Below are 17,825 nucleotides of genomic sequence, written 5' to 3'. Positions count from 1 at the left end.
CCTCCGTCACGTGTGGGAGGGGAGCCACCTGCCCCCGTCGTGCCTCAACGAGACTAGCGACGGGAGGATGCTTCTTCGATGGCGGGAAAGCAACCATGCCGTCACAGGCCGGTGATACGGACCGGCCTCCCGGGTCGTTCAGGCGTCCGCGTGCTGGCGGGCGGCGAGGGCGTGGGCGACGGTCCTGGTGGCCGGGTAGAGGTCCAGGTAGTAGGCGTAGAGCTCCTCGTAGACGGGGGCGGCGGCGGGGTCGGGGGTGACCGTCGACTCGACCGGGTTCCAGGCGGCGATGTCCGGCGGGGCCGCCCTGCCGGCGCCGACGGCGGCAAGGAACGCGTCACCGTACGCGGCGCCGACGAGGTGGCGGGGGATCTGCTGGGCCCGGCCGGTGACGTCGGAGACGATACGGGTCCACAGCTCGCGGGCGCCGCCGCCGACCGCGACGAGGCGGGCCGGGTCGCCGCCGGCCTCGGTCATCGCGGCGAGGTTGTGGCGCACGCCGTACGCGGTGGCCTCCAGGGCGGCGCGGTAGAGGTGGCCGCGGGTGTGGCGGAGGGTGAGGCCGTGGACAAGGCCGCGGGCGTCGGGGTCGAAGAGCGGGGTGCGTTCGCCGGCGAAGTACGGGAGCATCAGCAGCCCCTCGGCGCCCGGCGGGACGCGGGCGGCCGCGGCGGCGAGGGTGGCGTAGTCGGAGCCGGTGAGGTCGCGCAGCCAGGCGGTGACGGCGCCGGAGGTGGCCATGCCGGCGGCGAGGCAGTACGTGCCGGCGAAGGCGCCGGCCGTGCCCCACAGCTTCGGGCTGGACACCGGCTGTTCGACCACGTTGACCAGGAACATCGTCGTGCCGTACATCAGCATCAGGTCCCCGGCGCCGGTGGCGCCGACCGCCGTGGACTCCGCCCAGGCGTCCACCGTGCCGGCCACCACGGGGATGCCCGCGGGCAGCCCGGTCTCCCGCGCCGCCGCCGCGGTGACCTCGCCGACGACGTCCGCGGGCCAGACGAGTTCCGGCCAGTCCAGGCCGGGGGCGATCTCCTCGCAGCGGTCCGCGATCCAGCGCCGTTCGCGCAGGTCGTACAGGGGCGTGCACTGGCTGGCGGAGTGGTGGTCGAGGACGTACGCGCCGGTGAGCCGGTGCGCGAGCAGCGAACTGGCCATGTACCAGCGGCGGGTGCGGGCGTAGACCTCCGGCTCGTGCCGGCGCAGCCACTCCAGCTTGGGGCCCACGGCCTGACTGGTCAGCGGCGAACCGCACTGCGCGAGCACGGCCTCGGCGCCGTAGCGGGCGGTCTGTGCCTCGATCTCGGCGCCGGCGCGGGTGTCGACGCCGTAGAGGATGGCGGGGCGCAGCGGCGCGCCGGCCGCGTCCACGGGCAGGAGGCAGGGGCCGATGCCGCTGACGCCGACGGCGCCGACGGGCTCGGGGGCGGTCGCCGTGAGTTCGGCGGCGAGGGCGGTGAAGTCGGCCCACCACACCTCCTCGGCATCGTGCTCGGCCCAGCCCGGCCGCGGGGACGCGGTGGCGTGGGCGCGTACGGCCTGGGCGACGAGGGTGCCGTCGTCGCGGACGAGCACGCCCTTGGACGAGGAGGTGCCGATGTCGATGCCGAGGAGGAGTCCCATGGGTGTCAGGGGGCCTTTCCGCTCATGTCGCACGGGGCGTGGATGTCCCCGGCGCCGGCGTCGGTGGCCGCCGCCGTGCCGGGGGTCTGCTTCTCCACCTTCCTGCCCGCGGCTACGCCGCGTCGCCGAAGCCGTCGTACGTGATGTCCAGTTGTGCGCAGACCGCGCGGAGGTCGGCGACGTAGTCGCCGGGGACGGCGTGGATGTGGTTGCTGCCGAAGCGGGTCAGGAACTCCTCCGCCGTCGGGTTCAGCCGCGCGAAGGCGTGCGGCCACTCCCAGGTGGAGGCCCGCATCATGCGCTCGTTGGTCTCCGCGTCGTACTGCTCCAGCTCTCCGCGCATCACGTGCATCCGGTACGCGCCGCGCTGCCGCGTCAGCCGCGCGAAGGTCATCGCGCCCGGCGCGGCGAGGTGCTGCACGGACGCGCCGCCGGCCGGGAAGTAGAAGACCTCCGGCAGGAGGCTGACGTGCCGCATGTTCTCCGCGGGGTCGGCGGAGCGGGCGGCGTACCAGGTGGCGTGCTGGCCGGAGTTGCACAGGTCCCAGACCTGCCTGTCGGCGTGGTAATGCCGCACGTCGGCGAAGAGCACGGGGTCGCCGGAGAGCAGCTTGAGCAGCTGCATCGTCAGCGCCGCGTCCATGTCCGCCTCGGTGGAGGTGACGTGGGTGTCCTTGGGGCCCTCCCAGTCGTACGGGTCGTTGAGGAACGCCTCGGCGACGTCCATCGTGCAGAAGTTCGCGGTCAGCTCCGGCTGCCCCTTGATGCCGGAGAAGTCGAGGTTCCACTCCTCGATCAGCTCGCGCATCGCGTAGTAGGCGCGGATCTGCCGCTCCAGCAGCTCGGGGGTGAGGCGGTCGCCGTCGTAGCGGACGGCGGCGGCGTGCCGCTCGATCCAGTCGCGGGCGTTCTTCACGCGCGCGGGATCGGCGTTCTCGCTGCGCCGGACGATCTCCCACTGGTCGATCTCCTCGACGTCGACGCCGAAGACCTTCATCCACTGGTCGGTGTTGGCGGTGGCGGTGTACATGCCCATGGGCCGGCCGCCGATCCGGCCGAAGGTGGAGCCGCGCAGCCGCTGGACGGCGGCGCCCGCGCGGACGTGGGTGAGGATCCGGCCCCGTACCGCGGGGTCGGCGAGGTCGCCCCAGGCGCGGGCGTGGGTGCGGCCGATCTGGTCCAGGCCGCCGGCGCCGGCGAGGAGGCCGACCATGCCGGGGTACTGCGGGTCGAGGTTGGCGACCATCAGGATCGGCCCGGACGTGGACTCGGCCGCCAGCATGGTGAAGTGCGGGAACGTCCACACCGAGTGGTGGAAGATCGTCACGTCCACGTGCCGCTCGGCGAGCCAGCGGGCCTGCGAGGTGGCCAGGACGTTGGACTCCACGTGCTCGGGCGCGACGATCACCTCGTGCCCGGCGGCGCCGAGCATGGCCGCCAGCTCGCGGGCGGCGCGGGAGACGTGGTCGCGTACGTCCCGCTGGACGTAGTCCCGGCCGTCGGAGAGGGACAGCAGACCGATGCGTGCCATGTGGCTGGCCTCCAATTGCTTGCGGTTGCGGCGCCGGCGGCGGTTGCCGCGCTGCGCGTACGGGGTGGCGGGGCGGGGCGCGTTACTTGAGGCCGGAGGTCTTGATGGACTCGACCATCTGGCGCTGGAAGAAGAGGAAGAGCATCAGCATGGGGATCACGGCGACCACGGCGGCGGCGAGGATGTAGTTCCAGTTCGAGCCGTACTGGGTGGTGAAGGACGCGATGCCGACCTGGGTGACCGTCAGGTCCTCGCTGCTGGTGGCGACCAGCGGCCAGGCGAAGGCGTTCCAGTTGGCGAGGAAGAAGAACACCGACAGCGCGGCGAGGATGGGCCGGGACAGCGGCAGGATGATGCTCCAGTAGATCCGCCAGTAGCCGGCGCCGTCGGCGATCGCCGCCTCCTCCAGCTCGCGGGGGATGCCGAGGTAGAACTGCCGCAGCAGGAAGATGCCGAAGGCGTTGAAGAGCGGCGGGATGATCAGGGCCGCGTAGCTGTCGAGCATCCCGAGCTGGCGGACGACGATGAACAGCGGGATGAGGATCACCGGCGGGGTGATCAGCAGGGTGGAGAAGATGACGACGAAGATGCCGTCGCGGCCGGGGAAGCGCAGCCGGGCGAGGGCGTAGGCGGCCATCGAGTGGAAGAACAGCGCGCCGACCGTGATGACCGCGGCGGTGAGGAAGCTGTTCCACAGCCAGCGGTCGAAGGCCACCTCGGTGAGGACGTAGCGGAAGTTGTCCCAGGTGACGTCCTCGGGGACCAGCTTGCCGTCGGTGACGCTGCCGCGCGGCTTGACCGCCGAGGTGATCAGCCACAGGACGGGGAAGACGCTCAGCACCGACAGCACGATGGCCAGCACCGTGAGCCCGGCGCGGCCGCGGCGGCGGCCGGGGCCGCGCAGCGGGGTGGGGCGGGTCGGGGCGGCGGGGGTGCCGCCGGCCAGGGTGTCAGTGCTCATCGTCGAACCTCCCGCCCTTGGTCGCCTTGAAGATCAGCCAGGACAGGGCGACCATCACGAGGACGAGGAAGGAGCCCAGGGCCGCGGCGTAGCCGTACTCGCCGAAGACGAACGCCTGCTGGTAGATGTAGAACATCGCCACGGCGGTGCCGTTGGCGGGACCGCCGTCGGTCAGCACGAAGATCAGGTCGAAGGTGCCGGTGATGGCGGCGACCGTGCTGACGATGAGGACGAAGAAGCTGGTGGGCTTGAGCAGCGGCCAGGTGATCTGCCGGAACGAGGTCCAGGGCCCGGCGCCGTCGATCTTCGCGGCCTCGTACAGCTCCCGGGGGATCTCGTTGAGACCCGCCAGGAAGATGATCATGTAATAGCCCATGTAATACCAGATCGTGACCGCGATCACCGCGTACAGCGCGAGACCGGGCTCGCCCAGCCAGGAGCGGGACCCCAGGCCGACCTGGTCGGTGGCCTTGTTCACCACGCCGGTCTGGTCGTCGAGCATGAACTTCCACAGCAGGCCGACGACGACCAGGCTCAGCATGTGGGGCAGGAACAGCGCGGTGCGGTAGACCGCCATGCCGGGGAGCATCTGCTTCATCAGCACGCCCAGGCCGAGGCTGACCACGAAGAGGCTCGGCACGAGGATGACGACGTACTTCCCGGTGATCCACATGGAGTCCCAGAAGTACGGGTCGTTGAACATGCGCTCGTAGTTGCCGACGCCTATCCACTCGTACGAGCCGAAGCCCGACACCTGGAAGAAGCTCAGCACGAACGACAGCAGCATCGGCAGGACCACGAAGATCCCCAGGCCCAGGCCGTCGGGCAGCAGGAACAGCGCCGCGGCCAGCCGCTCCCTGCCCTTACGGCCGAGCCGGCGGCGGCCGGCGGGGGCGGCGGTGCGCTTCGCGGCGGCGCCGGGGGCGCGCGCGTGCCGTGTGGCGATGCTCGTCATATGAGGCTCGCCCCCTGGTAGCTCTTCATGTAGGCGTCGATGGTCTGGGCGGCGCGGTCGGCCTCGCTCGCCACGCCCTTGCCGGCGAGCATCGTGGCCTGGATGGCGTCGGAGATCGCCTTGTAGACGATCGGCGGGTAGCGCGGCTCGGCGCGGCCGCCGGGGAAGATCTCCTCCTTGAACTTCTTCATCGCCCAGGAGTCGTAGCCGCCCTGCGCGGTGGCGCGCTTCAGGGCGGTGGCCCGGGGGGAGATGTCGGACTTCACGCCCGTGCACCACTCGACGCTGCGGTTGATCGACGCGTCGGACATCCCGCCGAGCGCCCAGCCGCAGAACTCGGCGGCGGCGTCGGGGTTGGCGCCCTGGGTGCTGGCGCAGAACGACCAGCCGCCGAGGGTGGTGGTGTAGTCGCCGCCGGGCGGTACGGGGAGCTTGAAGACCCCGTACTCGTGCTCGGGGGCGCCGGCCTTGAACGCCTGGACCTCCCAGATGCCGATCTGCCACATGCCGGCGAGGTTCGTGGTGAAGGCGGTGATGCGGTCGTCGGCGGCGGGGAGCGTGCGGGGCGCGACGCCGGACTCCACGGCGTCCTGCCAGAGCGCGAGGGCCTGGCGGGCGCCCCGCGAGTCGAAGACGACGTTGCCCGCCTTGTCGACGACCTCGCCGCCGCCCTGCCACATCCAGCAGTACCAGGTGAAGTTCTGGTAGTAGCCGGGGTCGGTGTGGAAGACGAGGCCGGCGGCGCCGGTCCGGGAGCGGATCTTGTCGCCGGCGTCGAGGAGCTGGTCCCAGGTGGTAGGGATGTCGGCCTCGGAGAGACCGGCCTTCTCCCAGACGGGGACGTTGTAGAACATCGCGAGCGGCTCGATCTCCATGGGGAGCGCGTAGACCTTGCCGTCGACGGTGCGGCTGGTGAGGCTGGTGCCGTAGTCCTCGACGACGCCGTCGTCGAGGTGCGGGGTGAGGTCGGCGAGGATGCCGCCGTTGTAGTAGCGGGTGAAGTCGCCGGGGCTCAGGAGGAAGATGTCGGGGCCGGCGCCGGAGGCGAAGGCGGTGACCATCTTCGCGCCCTGGTAGCTGACGCCGGGGACGAAGAACGGTTCGATCTTGACGTCGTGGGTGGCGTTCCAGTCCTTGATGAGCCGGTCGAACCACTTCGACTGGGCGACCATCGCGGGGTCGGAGGCGTCCGGGTCGTAGAAGTGCCAGAACGTAAGGGGGCCGCCGTCGGCGTTCGCGGCGCCGGCGCAGCCGGTGAGCAGCGGGGTGGCGGCGGTCGCGGCGGCCGCGGCGGCGCCGGCCGTGCCGCCGAGGAAGCGGCGGCGGGACGGGGCGCCGCGGGCGGGGACGGCGCCGTTGCCGTGGTGGAGCATGTCGTGCCCCTGTCTGTCGGATGGGTGCGTGAGTGCGTGAGTGCGTGCGTGGGTGCGTGGGGGTGCGAGGAGGGGCCCGTACGGGCTCGTGGGGGGGGCGGGGACGGGGCGGGCGGCCGGGGCTCAGTCGGGGGCGTCGACTTCCAGGTCCAGCAGGCCGGGGGTCGCCGGGAGGGCTGCGCTCGACGGGGTGTCCAGGTAGAACAGGGAGGTCGAGGCGATGTCGTCGCGGTTCTTGCGGTAGCGGTGCTTCAGGCCGTTGCCCTGGCCGGCGCCGATGCCGAGGCACTGCACGGTGACGCGGAGGTCTTCCTGGAAGCGGACGGGGTCGAGGACGTGCCAGCGGTACATGCCGAAGCGCTGCTGGCTGGCGTAGAGGCCGTCGGGCCGGAGGATCTGGTTCAGGCCCAGGTAGGGCGTGGTGTAGGCGGTGTAGCCGTGCGGTTTGACGTCGAAGTTCCAGGCGCCGCCGACGTAGTCCTCGGTGCCGGTGCCGCAGATGGTGGGCCACTCCTCGTCGCCGTCGAGGAAGAACTTCAGCTCGCCCTCGCCCCACCAGCCGGGACTGTTGGTGCCCCAGGCGAGGTACGTGCCGACGTACTGGCCGGCACCGGTGACGCCGTCGAGGAGGGTGTGGATGCCGGACTCGTCGACGGGGTTGCTGCGGCGCCACTGGGCGTGGAAGTAGGCGGCGTCGGCGGGGACGTCGGCGAGTTCGTAGTCGATCTGGTAGTAGAGCGTCATCTGTTCCGGGGCGAGGTTCTCCAGCGTGACGCGGGCGTGGCGGCGGAAGGGCATGGGCCAGTAGGCGTTGAGGCCGCCGTTGGGGTTGACGGCGACGGGCACGGAGGAGACCTGGCTGAAGACGCTCCAGCCGTTGCAGAAGAAGTCGCCGAGGGGGACCTCGACGGCGGGCGTCTGCTCGCCGTCCCAGTAGACGCGCAGGAGGGTCTGGCGCCAGGCGGCGTGCGGGGCGGTGGTGCACCAGAGGTGGCGGAGGGTGCCCGGCCCGTCGATCTCGCCGAGGACGGCGGTCTCGCCGGCGGGGATGTCGATGCTCGGGGAGACCTTCCAGCCCCGGCCGAGCCGGGAGGCGGCCCGGGCGCCGGTGCCCTCGGTGGCGGCGCCGCCGGCGCCCTTGGCGCCGGTGGGGTTCTCGGCGCTGAGGGAGCGGGTGACGGCGGGGGTCGTACGGGCGAGGTCATCCAGGCCGAACGTGGTGCTCATGGACTCTCCGTGTGAAATCGTTTTCCTGCGGGGTCGGCGACGGGTCATCCCAAGTGCGGACGCCTGAGCGCAGGGCAGTTGGGCAACCTCCCGGGGGTGTGAGACGACCCCGCCGGAAGTCTCTTGAAATCCATTTCACGCGAACGTAGAGTTCACGCCAGACGGTGTCAAGAGGTCCGTACGAGACCGTGGAGAACACCGTTCGCGCCACCCCGCTCCCGCGCCCGACCGGAGGCCGAACCTGGCGGAGAATGGGCGGGCAGGGCACCCGACGCGCGGTCGACTCCCGCGCCTGCGTGAGAGGTTCAGGAGCGGAGAAGTGACGACCATCAACGATGTGGCCCGCGCCGCGGGGGTCTCGCCGGCCACCGTCTCCCGGGTCTTCAACGGCGGGCGGGTCACCGCCGAGCGCGCCGACCGCGTCCGCAAGACCGCGGCCGAGCTGGGCTTCTCGCCGAACCGCGTGGCGCGGTCGCTGCGGATGCAGCGGGCCAGCGTCATCGGGCTGATCATCCCGGACATCGAGAACCCCTTCTTCACGTCGCTCGCCCGGGGCGTGGAGGACGCCGCCCAGCAGACCAACCTGTCGGTGGTGCTGTGCAACAGCGACGAGGACGTGGACAAGGAGCGGCGCTACCTGGAGATAGCGGCCGCCGAGCAGATGGCCGGCGTGATCGTCGCCGCGGCGTCCCGGAACCGGACCGACCTGTCGGTGCTGGAGGGCCGCGGAATGCCGGTGGTCGCGGTGGACCGGCGCCCGCGGGGCGCGTCCGTGGACGCGGTGATGGTCGACAACCAGCACGGCGGCGAAGAGGCCACGGCCCACCTGCTGCGCAGCGGCTACCACCGGATCGCGTGCATCGCGGGCCCGGAGGGCGCGTCCACCTCCGACGACCGGCTCGCGGGCTACCGCGCGGTGCTGCGGGACCACCTGCGGGAGACGGACGGAGGCGATCTGCGGCCGGAGTACGTACGGCACGGCGACTTCCGCGTCGAGGGCGGCCGGGCGGCGATGACGGAGCTGCTGGCGCTGCCGGAACCGCCGGACGCGGTGTTCGTGGCGAACAACCTGATGACGGTGGGCGCGCTGGAGGCGCTGCGGGAGGCGGGCCAGGAGCCGCCGCGGACGGGGGTCCTGTCGTTCGGCGACGTCCCGTGGGCGTCGCTGGTCCGCCCGCCGCTGTCGACGGTGCAGCTGCCGTCGTACGACCTGGGGTGGACGGCGGCGGGGCTGTTGCAGGAGCGGATCGCGGGGACGGAGCGGCCGTTGCAGACGGTGGTGCTGCGGACGGCGCTGCAAGTGCGGGAGTCGACGTCGGGCCCGGGGGCGGGGGCGTAGGGCGGGTCCGGGGGCGTAGAGCGGGCCCGGGGGCGCGGGGCCCGGGGCGTGCTTGGGACGGTCCGGGACGCGCTGGGACCGGCCGGGACGTGCTGAGGTGGGCGGGACCTACGGCGATGCTCCGGGGCCGGTGCGCCGGAAGCAAGGCCCCGTCCCCCGTCCCCCGTCCCCCGCACACCCGCCCCAGGGTAGGCCGCCCCGCTGACAGCCGGCGGTTACGGCCGGCGGAGTCCGGGCCCGTGGTACGCCTCCGGGCCCGGAAGGACTCGGGTCGGCCCGGTCAGCCCCGGGTCCCCCGGCCGCGCGGCAATCGGCGCAGGCGGCGCAGTCCGCGCCGGCGGAGGATGCGGACCAGCGTCGCGGGGCTGACCTCACGGACCGGACGGTCCTCGGCCGACGCCGGCCGCCGCGGCCCCGCCGCGGGCGGCTTCTTCGCCGCCGCGGACTCCTTCGCCGCCGGGACCGTATTCGCCGCCTGGGCCTTCTTCCCGCGCTTGGGTGCGCTCTTCTGTACGGCGGCCAGCACGGCCCGCGCCGCAACGTCGGCGTGCACCATCGGCGGGCCCGCGGGGGCCGGTTGCGCGGTGGGCCGGCGGGTGAGCCGGGCGGGGTCGCCGACGATCCGGACGCCGAGGCCGGCGATCCGGCCGGTCATCTCCTCCGCGAGGGCGACCGCCTCGTCCACGGCCCACTCCGGTGTGGCGGCCCGGGGCTCGCCGGCCTCGCGCCGGCGTGGCTTGCGCAGTTCGAACCGTACGCCGTGCCGTATCACCTCGACGTACCGGTGGTCGGGCCAGCCGCGCTCGTGGGTGGCCTCGTTGAGCCGCCGGAGCATTTCGGCCTCGCCCAGGGTCAGCGACGGGTTGACGTGGCTGTCGGGCCGGAGGACACCCTCCGGCAGCCCCGTCAGCTCTTCGAACGTCCGCAGCAGGGCCAGGGGCTCGGTCTCGTCCACCACGACGACCGTGACGCGGTCCGGGCCGACCGCCGCGGCCCACCGCTCGACGAGGGCGTCGTGGCGGTGCCGGCGCCAGAACGCGGTGGGCGTTCCGTCGTCGGCCCGCTTGCGGAGGATGTCGTCCAGCCACTCCTCGTAGCCGGAGCGGAGCCCGTTCTGGACGTACTCCTGCCACTGGGACGGCAGGATCCGCACCAGGGGCCGCAGCGTCACGACGACGTGGACCGCGTCTCCGCCCAGCTCCTCGACGACCTCGCCCAGCGCGTCCGGGTCGGCGTTGGCGAAGAACTCGCAGCTGACGACGACCCGCTGGTCGCCGGCGGCGGTCACCTCGTCGCGGAGTTCCCGCCAGTGGGCGATGTCCGGGGGCGCCTCGCCCTTGGCGAGGCTGAGGCCGAGCCTGGAGCCCACGGCGTGTCCGGGCATCCGCTGCTTGCCAGCGTAGTGGACCCCGTGTGCGTGGAGCCGGTCGCGTGCCTGGTGGAACGCCCCCTGCACGGCCGTGGTGCCGGTTTTGTGGGGTCCTATGTGGAGCAGCCGGGTCCCCGGGGGAACCGCCGATGCGCGCGGTGGCATGCGTGTCCTCGTCTTCTTCCGTGGCCTGGCGAGCGGCCCGTGGCCTGCGGGCAGCCTGGTCGTACGTGGTCCCCGGCGTGCGGCGCCGCTCGCCTGCCCGCGCCAGGGCATCGGCGTCGGCTTCAGAACACTGTCCGCATACGGACGCTCCCCCTCGATTCCACTCACACGAACACGTCGACACGACCGTTCTCGGGTGGGGGGACGGGAAACTCTACGTACGTGACCGGCATGCCCTCCAGGGAGGCTTTCGCCGTCCGGACGGGGGCGGGGCGTGCGCCCGGTGGCGGTTTCCGCAGATCGAGCGGGGGTTCTTCCCGGTACTCCACGCGATGCAGCGCTCAAGAGTGGCGCGCCGGGCCAGAAGAGTTCACCCGGAGTTCCATGCCGGTTAGGTACGCGGACGGGGGGTGCGGCCCGTGAGCGCGCGCACTCAGGCCGCGAAACCCACCGCGGTCAGGTGTCCAGCAGCGTGCGCCACTCCGCCACCGACTCCGGCGACACCGGCCCCGCCCACCCCTCCGGGCGGACCGCGCCGCCGACGTGGAAGGCGTCCAGGCCCGCCGCGCGCAGGCGGGGGACGTGGGCCGTGGTCAGGCCGCCGCCGGCCATGATGCGGGGCTCGTAGCCGGGCTCGCCGGCGGTCGCGCGGGCAGCCTCGGCGACGAGCGCCCCGAGGCCGTCGGCGACGCCGTTCGCGGAGCCCGCCGTGAGGTACGTGTCCAGCCCCGGCAGCCCCGCGAGCTGCTTGCGCAGCGTGTCCCGGTCCGCCGCCCGGTCGATCGCCCGGTGGAACGTCCACCGGCAGCCGTCCCCCACCGCCTCCAGCAGCCGCCACACCGCCGCCAGGTCCGGCCCGCCCGCCTCGTCCAGGAACCCGAGGACGAACTCCTCCGCCCCCTCCGCCCGCAGCTCCCGCGCCCGCGCGGCGAGCGCCGCCACGTCCCCCGCCGCGAAGCCGTCCTCGGCGCGGAGCATGACCCGTACGGGGATGTCCACCGCGGCCCGTACGGCGGCGACCGTCGCGCGCGACGGGGTGAGCCCGTCGGCCGCCATGTCCGTGACCAACTCCAGACGGTCGGCGCCGCCCGACTCCGCGGCGGCGGCGTCGGCGGCGTTCAGGGCGATGACCTCAAGCAGCATTGGTCTAGACATGAAGCACAGCCTGCCATATCGCGCAGAATGGTGACCATGCCAGCCCCCGCAGACAAGTCACCCTCCGGCCGCCCCGCCGGGCCGGGCGCGGACCCGCCGCCGCCCGCGCTCCTCGCCCGCTGGACCACCCTCCTCGCCCGCTGCCAGACCGGTGCCCAGCCGCCCGACCCCGTACCGTACGGCAAGAACCTGCTGGAAAGGTGGGGTGAGCCGCAGCGGCACTACCACACCGGGGCCCACCTGAAGGCCGTCCTCGACCGCGTCGACGAACTCGCCGACCACGCCGACGACCCCGATGCGGTGCGCCTCGCCGCCTGGTTCCACGACGCCGTCTACCGGCCGGATCGCAGCGAGAACGAGGAGCGCAGTGCGCGTCTCGCGCAAGTCGCCCTCGCGGAGGCGGGGGTGGGCGACGCGCGGGTTGCGGAGGTGGCGCGGCTGGTACGGCTCACGGTGGGCCACGACCCGCGCGCCGGGGACCGCAACGGCGAGGTGCTGTGCGACGCGGACCTGGCGGTGCTCGCGGGTACGCCGGCGGAGTACGCGGCGTATGCGGCGGCCGTACGGGAGGAGTACGGCTTCGTACCGGACGACGCGTTCCGGGAGGGGCGGGCGGCGGTCCTGCGGCAACTGCTGGGGCTGCCGCAGCTGTTCCGTACGGAGACGGGGTACGGGCGGTGGGAGGCGGCGGCGCGGCACAACGTGGGGACGGAGCTGGAGCTGCTGGGCGGGTAGGGGGCGCGGGACCGGGTCAGGGGCCGAGAACGCGCGCCCCCGGGACGTCCGGAGCGGTGACGGGAGCGCCGTCGGAGGTACGGCAGTGGTCGAGAACCACGTCGATACCGCCGAACCGCGCGAAGGTCCCACGGTCGGGCGACACGACGCAGCGCACCAGATACAGCTCCGTCAGCGACGGTGGGAGGCTCTTGACCCCCCTGAGCCAGGCGTCACCGTCGACGGCGGTGAGCCGCAGATCCTTAAGGCCGGTCAGTCCCTCCAGCTCGTCGAAGCCGCGAAACGTGCACCGGCCGTTTCCGATCAGAAGGATGGAGTCCAGGCCGGTGAGCGCGGTCACCGAACCGAGGTCCTTGTCACCCACCTCGCGAAGAGCGAGATTCCTGAGGTCGGGGCAGCGCCGCAACCCGCTCAGGTCCACGTCGCCGGAGAGGGGCAACACCAGGTGTTTCAGCCGGGTCAGCTCCGGGAGGACCGACTCCCCGCGCACCGATCTGGAACCGTGCAGCGACAACAGCTCCATGTCGGGGTGGCCGCGCAGGACGGACAGGTCGGCGCCCTCGCCCAGCGACAGCGCCTGTACCGCCCGGAGAGGCGGGAAGCCGGCCAGGAAGTCGAGGCCGGGCACGTGCTGCCTCACATTGATGCCCGTCAGCTCCCCCAGTCTGCTCGCCGCGCGCAGCTGGCCGGAGTGGTTGGTGTCCACCAGGCGGCCCGCCAGCGGCAGCCGGCACAGGACCCGGTCGGCGTAGGCGTCCGCGTCGAAGTAGTCCCACGCGCGGACAAGTTCCCTGACGACTCCCCCGCGGTCGTCCCCCACGAAGCCTTCCAGCATGTCGAGGGCTCTCTCACCCCCGATCAGTGCCGCCGTCCGCACCGTCTGGGCCGCCGCCTTCTCCGTCAGCCCCTCCAGCGATGTCGGCAGCCAGCGCAGCAGCGTCGGCCCCACCGCCGCCAGCGCCGGCGGGTCCGTCTTCCGCCGCGCCGGGAGCAGCGCCGTCACGGCCCCGTCGAGCCGCTCCCCCAGCCCCTCCGGCACCGACGGCAGCGTCTCCTGGCACGCCGCCGCCAGCAGCCGCAGCGTGCGCGCGTGCCGGGGCTCCTCCTCCGCGCGGTCGAGGATGCCGTCCAGCAGCTCCTCCCGCTGGCGCGCGTTCGCGTGACCGGCGGCCATGATGATCGTCTCTCGCCACAGGTCCAGGTGCGCCCGCCCGATCAGGTTGCCGATGCGGTCCTCCTCCGCGGCCTCCTCCGCCGCCAGATACTCCTGGAAGGTGCGGTGTACGAAGTCGACGCGGTCCTCGGCGGGCGACCGGAGGATCCCGGAGCGCTGCCGCAGCTGGCCCAGGACCTCGCCGCCGTCGAGGACGTCCAGGTGGCGCATCCCCCGCAGCTTCGCGGCGACGTACCCGCCCGCCCGGTCCACGTCGATCTCGCTCCGGTTGTTGTCCGACAGCCGCCATGCCAGATCCCTCAGGATGACCAGCTTGTCGCCGAGGCTCAGTCTGCTGTCCGCCGCACTCGGCACGTTCCGGTCCGCGTCCCGGTCGTGGACGAGGGTGTGCAGCGCGTTGCGGTACAGCTCCATCCGGTCGCGGGGCAGTTGGCGGCCGCGGTTGAGGTGCATCGCGCAGAGCATCGCCGCCAGCAGCGGGGTGCTCGCGAGCGACTGGAGGTGCGCGCGGTCCTTCAGGCTGGTGAGGAGGGACTGCTCGTACTGCGGGATGTCCTCGACCGCGCAGGGCAGTTCACCGCCCAGTTCCCGTACGGCCTGGTGCCACTGCCGTACGAAGGCCGCCAGGTCGGGCGGCGTCATCCGGTCCAGGTGCAGGGCGGTGAAGTCCTCGCGGCGCAACCAGTCCGCGCCCGCCGCCGCCGGGCGGGAGGTGACGACCACGCGCACGCCCTCGTACTGGCCGAGCAGCTTGCGGAGCCAGGTGCGCACCGCCTCGCGCTCCCGGCCGGGGAGTTCGTCCACGCCGTCGATCAGGAGCAGCACGTCGCCCGCGCCGAACCGGCGCTCCACCCAGCCCCGCGGCATGACTCCCGCGATCGGCCCGGCGACTCCGTCGAGCATCGCCTCCGGGTTCGGGGGCTTGCGGCCGCTGTAGTCGCGCAGCTTGACGAAGACCGGCGTGAGGCCGTTCCACTCGGCCAGCTCGTCCGTGAAGCCGCCCCGCGCGGCCGTGATCGCCAGCCAGCGCAGCAGCGTCGTCTTGCCGGAGCCCGCCTCGCCGCGCAGCAGCACGCGGTTCGCGCCGCTCAGCGCGGCCTCGACGCGCATGCCGGAGGCTTCCTGCCCGCCGTCCTCCCAGTTGCTCATGTCGGGCCTGAGCCGCGGCACGCCCCGGCGGGGGCCGCGGCGGGCGGCGGCGTCGCCGGTCGTGCGGAGGCTGACGTACGCGACGGACAGCCGGACGCGGTGCGGGGCCGACTGGTCGGACGTGCCGCGGAACAGCTCGACCTCGTCGAGGTCCCGGCTGACCAGCTTCAGGTACGTGCGCCGGAAGTCGGTGTCGAGGTCCGAGCCCTCCGGCGCGAACAGCGAGCGGTCCGGCAGGCGTTCCAGGATCCGCGCGACCTCGCTGCCCAGCGTGGCCGTACGCGCCAGCAGCTCGGCCGCCGCACGCTCCTCGAAGACGGGCAGGCTGCGCACGATGCTGACGTAGTACGCGACGCACTCGGCGAAGAGCATCTCGTACAGCCGCGTCTCCGCCTCGCCGAGGCCGACCGGTCCGCGCACGGAGCCGGTGATGCGGCGGACCAGCTCGGCGGGCTGGGCGTCGGCGGCGAGAAGCGCGTCGTCGGAGAGGTCCGCGCGCGTGAACGTGTCGGCCACGGCGTCGACGACGGCCTGCCGGGCTCCCGGCTCCAGCCGTTGGAACGCGCGGGTGAGGAACGGGTCCAGGCGGTCGTAGACCGCGTTGGTGATCTGCTCGAACTGCTGCCGGACCTCGCGCTGGAGGCGCACGCCCGGGACGCGTACACGCACCAGCTCCTCCATCGACAGCTGCCGCTCCTGGTCGCGCTGCCTGCCGCGCAGCCACAGCTGACCGGCGGCCTTCGCCACGAGCGTCCCCAGCCGCAACGCCGCCGACTCCGCGAGCATGTGCACCCCTCCCAGTCCCTGCACAGCAGGTAACCACACGGCGGTGACAGTCCGTGCCTAGCCCGTCGCTTTCACCGCACCCTCGGGCTCGCCGCGTGCCACGACCCGCGTACGCCGCGCCGCCGACCGCCCCGCGACCGCCGTCACCGCCACCGCGCCCGCCGCCAGCACGGCGCCGGTCCACGCGGTGGCCGCGTACCCGAGGCCGGCGCTGATGACGAGCCCGCCGAGCCAGGGGCCCACCGTGTTGCCGATGTTGAACGAGGACGTGGCCGTGGCCCCGGCGAGGCCCTGGGCGGCGCCGGCGACGTCGAAGATCCGGGCGTTCAGGGCGGGCGCGGTGGTGAAGGCGGTGGCGCCGAGCAGGACGGAGAGGGTCACGATCGCCACCGGGTACGCGGCGAGCAGCGCGCACGCCACCAGCACGGCGGCGGTCGCGGTCAGCCCCACGTACATGGTGCCGAACCGGTGCCGGTCCGCCATCCGGCCGCCGGCGAGCGTGCCGAGGAACGCCCCGGCGCCGAAGAGCGCGAGCACCGTCGGCACCCAGGCGTCGCCGAGGCCGGCGACGTCGGTGAGGAGCGGGGCGAGGTAGGAGAAGAAGGAGAAGGTCGCGCCGGCGAAGAGCGCGATCGTGGCCATCGCGAGCCACACCTGGGGGTCGCGGTAGATGCGCAGCTCCTGCCGCAGCCGCGGCGGCCCGGCGGCCGCGTCCGGCGCGCCGCGCGGTACGAGCGTCACCACCCCGACGAGCGCGACGGCGGTCATCAGCGTCACCGCCCAGAACGCGGACCGCCAGCCGAAGTGCTGCCCGAGCAGCGCCCCGCCGGGCACCCCGGCGACGTTCGCGACGCTGAGCCCGCCGACCATGACCGCCATCGCCCGGGCCCGGGCGCCGTGCGGGACGGTGGCGATGGCGACGGCGGCGCCGACGGCCCAGAACCCGGCGCAGGCGAGGGCGCTCACGACGCGGGTGGCGAAGAGGACGCCGTAGGAGGTGGACACGGCGCCCACGACGTGACCGGCACCGAAGACGACGAGCAGGCCGACGAGCGTGGTGCGGCGGGGCAGGCGGAGGGTGGCGGCGGCGAGGGTGGGGGCGCCGACAACCATGCCGACCGCGAACGCGGAGATGAGGAGCCCGGCGCGGGGGATGGAGACGTCGAGGTCGTCGGCTATCTCGGGGAGGAGGCCGGAGAGCATGAACTCCGACGTCCCCAGCGCGAAAACGGCGACGCCGAGGACGTACACGGAGGTGGGGAGGCGGGATCCGGCCCGGGGAGCGGTCGGGGACATGACGGGTGAAACGCGGGAGCGGCGGACGGACATTCCTGCGAGCGTACGTACCCGGACCTCCGGCGTCCTCCCCCGGCGTGCATATTCCGTGCCCCGGCGTCCGTGCCCGAGGTCCGTGCCCGGCGTCCGTGCCCGACGTCCTGACCGCGTCCGTCCTACGTCTCGGGGCCTCCCGCCTCCGGCCTCCCGCCCGCGTCCCGCGCGGTCGCTCCGGCCCGGCCCTCCGGCCGCCTGGCCCTCCGGCCCGGCCGCCGCAGGCCCCCCGCCACCAGGCGGCGCAGCAGCTCCTTCGAGCCCACCTCCACCGCCCCGCGGCGCACCGCGTCCGCGTACCGCGTCGACGGGATGTCGTAGTGGTCCCGGTCGAACGCCCGCCGCGGCACGCCCATCGCCTCCGCGAAGGCGTGCAGTTCCTCGTACGACTCGTCGCTGACCAGGTGCGACCACATCCGTCCGTGTCCCGGCCAGGTCGGCGGGTCGACGTACACCGTCATGCGGCGCCGCCCGCCGTCGGCAGGCTTCCCACCCGCGCCACCACCGCGCCGGTCCGGCCGCAGACCCACCGCGGCTCGGGGCCGAGCTCCGGTTCGATGTCGAGCGCGTGCGGGCCCGTGGCGTCGGCGTCCCGGCAGACGGGGCACAGCGGCCACCTGCCGTACTTCTCCAGCAGCGCGTCCTGGACGTCCTGGGCCACCAGGCCGTCGAGGTACGCCGCGCCCTCCGGCCACTGCTCGACCCACCAGCGGCGGTGCGTCACCGAGTCCTCGACGAGGGTGACGACGTCCGGCCCGGCCACGTCGCCGGCGGTGAGGTCGGCGAGGATCAGCGCGCGGGCGCGGTGCAGCGCCTGCTCCAGCCCTTCGTGCTCCATACCGCCATTCTCCCGCAGCGGGGTGCCCGAGGGGCGCCGCGGCGGCCTCTCCCGGGTTTTCCACAGGTCGCCACGCGGGGGGTTGACGCGACATCCGCCGCGAAAATATCTTTCGG

General features: G+C 73.3%; 14 protein-coding genes. 2 read left to right on the top strand and 12 right to left on the bottom strand.

Features of this window, described 5'->3' with window-relative positions:
- Positions 1-138: 138 nt before the first annotated feature.
- From ACHZ99_RS30330 to ACHZ99_RS30305, 6 genes are all read right to left on the bottom strand, one after another.
- On the bottom strand, positions 139-1,623 hold the full coding sequence (locus ACHZ99_RS30330; protein ID WP_420308019.1) for an FGGY-family carbohydrate kinase: 1,485 nt from the start codon (positions 1,621-1,623) through the stop codon (positions 139-141).
- A 112-nt stretch (positions 1,624-1,735) separates the two neighbouring features.
- Positions 1,736-3,154, bottom strand: a complete 1,419-nt coding sequence (locus tag ACHZ99_RS30325; protein ID WP_420308018.1) for an L-fucose/L-arabinose isomerase family protein — start codon at positions 3,152-3,154, stop codon at positions 1,736-1,738.
- A gap of 82 nt (positions 3,155-3,236) precedes the next feature.
- Entirely contained in the window at positions 3,237-4,115 is an 879-nt protein-coding gene (locus ACHZ99_RS30320; protein ID WP_420308017.1) for a carbohydrate ABC transporter permease, read from the bottom strand.
- Positions 4,105-5,070 carry a carbohydrate ABC transporter permease gene (locus ACHZ99_RS30315; protein WP_420308016.1) on the bottom strand — a complete coding sequence of 322 codons (966 nt, stop codon included), beginning with the start codon at positions 5,068-5,070 and terminating at the stop codon, positions 4,105-4,107. Before ACHZ99_RS30315 ends, ACHZ99_RS30320 begins: the two co-directional genes overlap by 11 nt.
- Entirely contained in the window at positions 5,067-6,443 is a 1,377-nt protein-coding gene (locus tag ACHZ99_RS30310; RefSeq protein ID WP_420308015.1) for an ABC transporter substrate-binding protein, read from the bottom strand. The genes ACHZ99_RS30315 and ACHZ99_RS30310 overlap by 4 nt, the downstream gene beginning before the upstream one ends.
- A gap of 123 nt (positions 6,444-6,566) precedes the next feature.
- Entirely contained in the window at positions 6,567-7,670 is a 1,104-nt protein-coding gene (locus tag ACHZ99_RS30305) for a glycoside hydrolase family 172 protein (protein WP_420308014.1), read from the bottom strand.
- A 319-nt stretch (positions 7,671-7,989) separates the two neighbouring features.
- Here ACHZ99_RS30305 and ACHZ99_RS30300 point away from each other — a divergent pair, with 319 nt between their 5' ends.
- Positions 7,990-9,009 carry a LacI family DNA-binding transcriptional regulator gene (locus tag ACHZ99_RS30300; protein ID WP_420308013.1) on the top strand — a complete coding sequence of 340 codons (1,020 nt, stop codon included), beginning with the start codon at positions 7,990-7,992 and terminating at the stop codon, positions 9,007-9,009.
- Positions 9,010-9,289: 280 nt separating this feature from the next.
- On the opposite strand, the gene ACHZ99_RS30295 is transcribed toward ACHZ99_RS30300, so the two are convergent.
- Together ACHZ99_RS30295 and ACHZ99_RS30290 are read right to left on the bottom strand one after the other, a co-directional pair.
- Positions 9,290-10,393: a hypothetical protein gene (locus ACHZ99_RS30295; RefSeq protein ID WP_420308012.1), complete on the bottom strand. Its 1,104-nt coding sequence runs from the start codon at positions 10,391-10,393 to the stop codon at positions 9,290-9,292.
- 606 nt (positions 10,394-10,999) lie between these two features.
- Positions 11,000-11,698 carry a copper homeostasis protein CutC gene (locus ACHZ99_RS30290; protein WP_420308011.1) on the bottom strand — a complete coding sequence of 233 codons (699 nt, stop codon included), beginning with the start codon at positions 11,696-11,698 and terminating at the stop codon, positions 11,000-11,002.
- A gap of 27 nt (positions 11,699-11,725) precedes the next feature.
- Between ACHZ99_RS30290 and ACHZ99_RS30285 the strand changes: the two genes are divergently transcribed.
- Complete coding sequence (locus tag ACHZ99_RS30285; RefSeq protein WP_420308010.1) at positions 11,726-12,433, top strand: hypothetical protein; 708 nt, start codon at positions 11,726-11,728, stop codon at positions 12,431-12,433.
- Between the two features lie 16 nt (positions 12,434-12,449).
- On the opposite strand, the gene ACHZ99_RS30280 is transcribed toward ACHZ99_RS30285, so the two are convergent.
- The 4 genes from ACHZ99_RS30280 to ACHZ99_RS30265 form a co-directional block, all read right to left on the bottom strand.
- Positions 12,450-15,542: an NACHT domain-containing protein gene (locus ACHZ99_RS30280; RefSeq protein WP_420308035.1), complete on the bottom strand. Its 3,093-nt coding sequence runs from the start codon at positions 15,540-15,542 to the stop codon at positions 12,450-12,452.
- 57 nt (positions 15,543-15,599) lie between these two features.
- Positions 15,600-16,871 carry a Cmx/CmrA family chloramphenicol efflux MFS transporter gene (locus ACHZ99_RS30275; protein WP_420308009.1) on the bottom strand — a complete coding sequence of 424 codons (1,272 nt, stop codon included), beginning with the start codon at positions 16,869-16,871 and terminating at the stop codon, positions 15,600-15,602.
- A 122-nt stretch (positions 16,872-16,993) separates the two neighbouring features.
- Positions 16,994-17,332, bottom strand: a complete 339-nt coding sequence (locus ACHZ99_RS30270) for a DUF4031 domain-containing protein (RefSeq protein WP_420308008.1) — start codon at positions 17,330-17,332, stop codon at positions 16,994-16,996.
- Complete coding sequence (locus ACHZ99_RS30265) at positions 17,329-17,709, bottom strand: hypothetical protein (protein WP_420308007.1); 381 nt, start codon at positions 17,707-17,709, stop codon at positions 17,329-17,331. Before ACHZ99_RS30265 ends, ACHZ99_RS30270 begins: the two co-directional genes overlap by 4 nt.
- Positions 17,710-17,825 lie beyond the last annotated feature (116 nt).

Source organism: Streptomyces sp. MAR4 CNX-425, from assembly GCF_048656465.1.
Classification (GTDB): Bacteria; Actinomycetota; Actinomycetes; order Streptomycetales; family Streptomycetaceae; genus Streptomyces.
This window is presented reverse-complemented; position numbering and strand designations above follow the sequence as displayed.

Bases quoted from the DNA above. Each gene is read 5' to 3' on its own strand.
- ACHZ99_RS30330 (WP_420308019.1), bottom strand. From the start codon at position 1,623: ATGGGACTCCTCCTCGGCATCGACATCGGCACCTCCTCGTCCAAGGGC.
- ACHZ99_RS30325 (WP_420308018.1), bottom strand. From the start codon at position 3,154: ATGGCACGCATCGGTCTGCTGTCCCTCTCCGACGGCCGGGACTACGTC.
- ACHZ99_RS30320 (WP_420308017.1), bottom strand. From the start codon at position 4,115: ATGAGCACTGACACCCTGGCCGGCGGCACCCCCGCCGCCCCGACCCGC.
- ACHZ99_RS30315 (WP_420308016.1), bottom strand. From the start codon at position 5,070: ATGACGAGCATCGCCACACGGCACGCGCGCGCCCCCGGCGCCGCCGCG.
- ACHZ99_RS30310 (WP_420308015.1), bottom strand. From the start codon at position 6,443: ATGCTCCACCACGGCAACGGCGCCGTCCCCGCCCGCGGCGCCCCGTCC.
- ACHZ99_RS30305 (WP_420308014.1), bottom strand. From the start codon at position 7,670: ATGAGCACCACGTTCGGCCTGGATGACCTCGCCCGTACGACCCCCGCC.
- ACHZ99_RS30295 (WP_420308012.1), bottom strand. From the start codon at position 10,393: ATGCCCGGACACGCCGTGGGCTCCAGGCTCGGCCTCAGCCTCGCCAAG.
- ACHZ99_RS30290 (WP_420308011.1), bottom strand. From the start codon at position 11,698: ATGTCTAGACCAATGCTGCTTGAGGTCATCGCCCTGAACGCCGCCGAC.
- ACHZ99_RS30285 (WP_420308010.1), top strand. From the start codon at position 11,726: ATGGTGACCATGCCAGCCCCCGCAGACAAGTCACCCTCCGGCCGCCCC.
- ACHZ99_RS30280 (WP_420308035.1), bottom strand. From the start codon at position 15,542: ATGCTCGCGGAGTCGGCGGCGTTGCGGCTGGGGACGCTCGTGGCGAAG.
- ACHZ99_RS30275 (WP_420308009.1), bottom strand. From the start codon at position 16,871: ATGTCCGTCCGCCGCTCCCGCGTTTCACCCGTCATGTCCCCGACCGCT.
- ACHZ99_RS30270 (WP_420308008.1), bottom strand. From the start codon at position 17,332: ATGACGGTGTACGTCGACCCGCCGACCTGGCCGGGACACGGACGGATG.
- ACHZ99_RS30265 (WP_420308007.1), bottom strand. From the start codon at position 17,709: ATGGAGCACGAAGGGCTGGAGCAGGCGCTGCACCGCGCCCGCGCGCTG.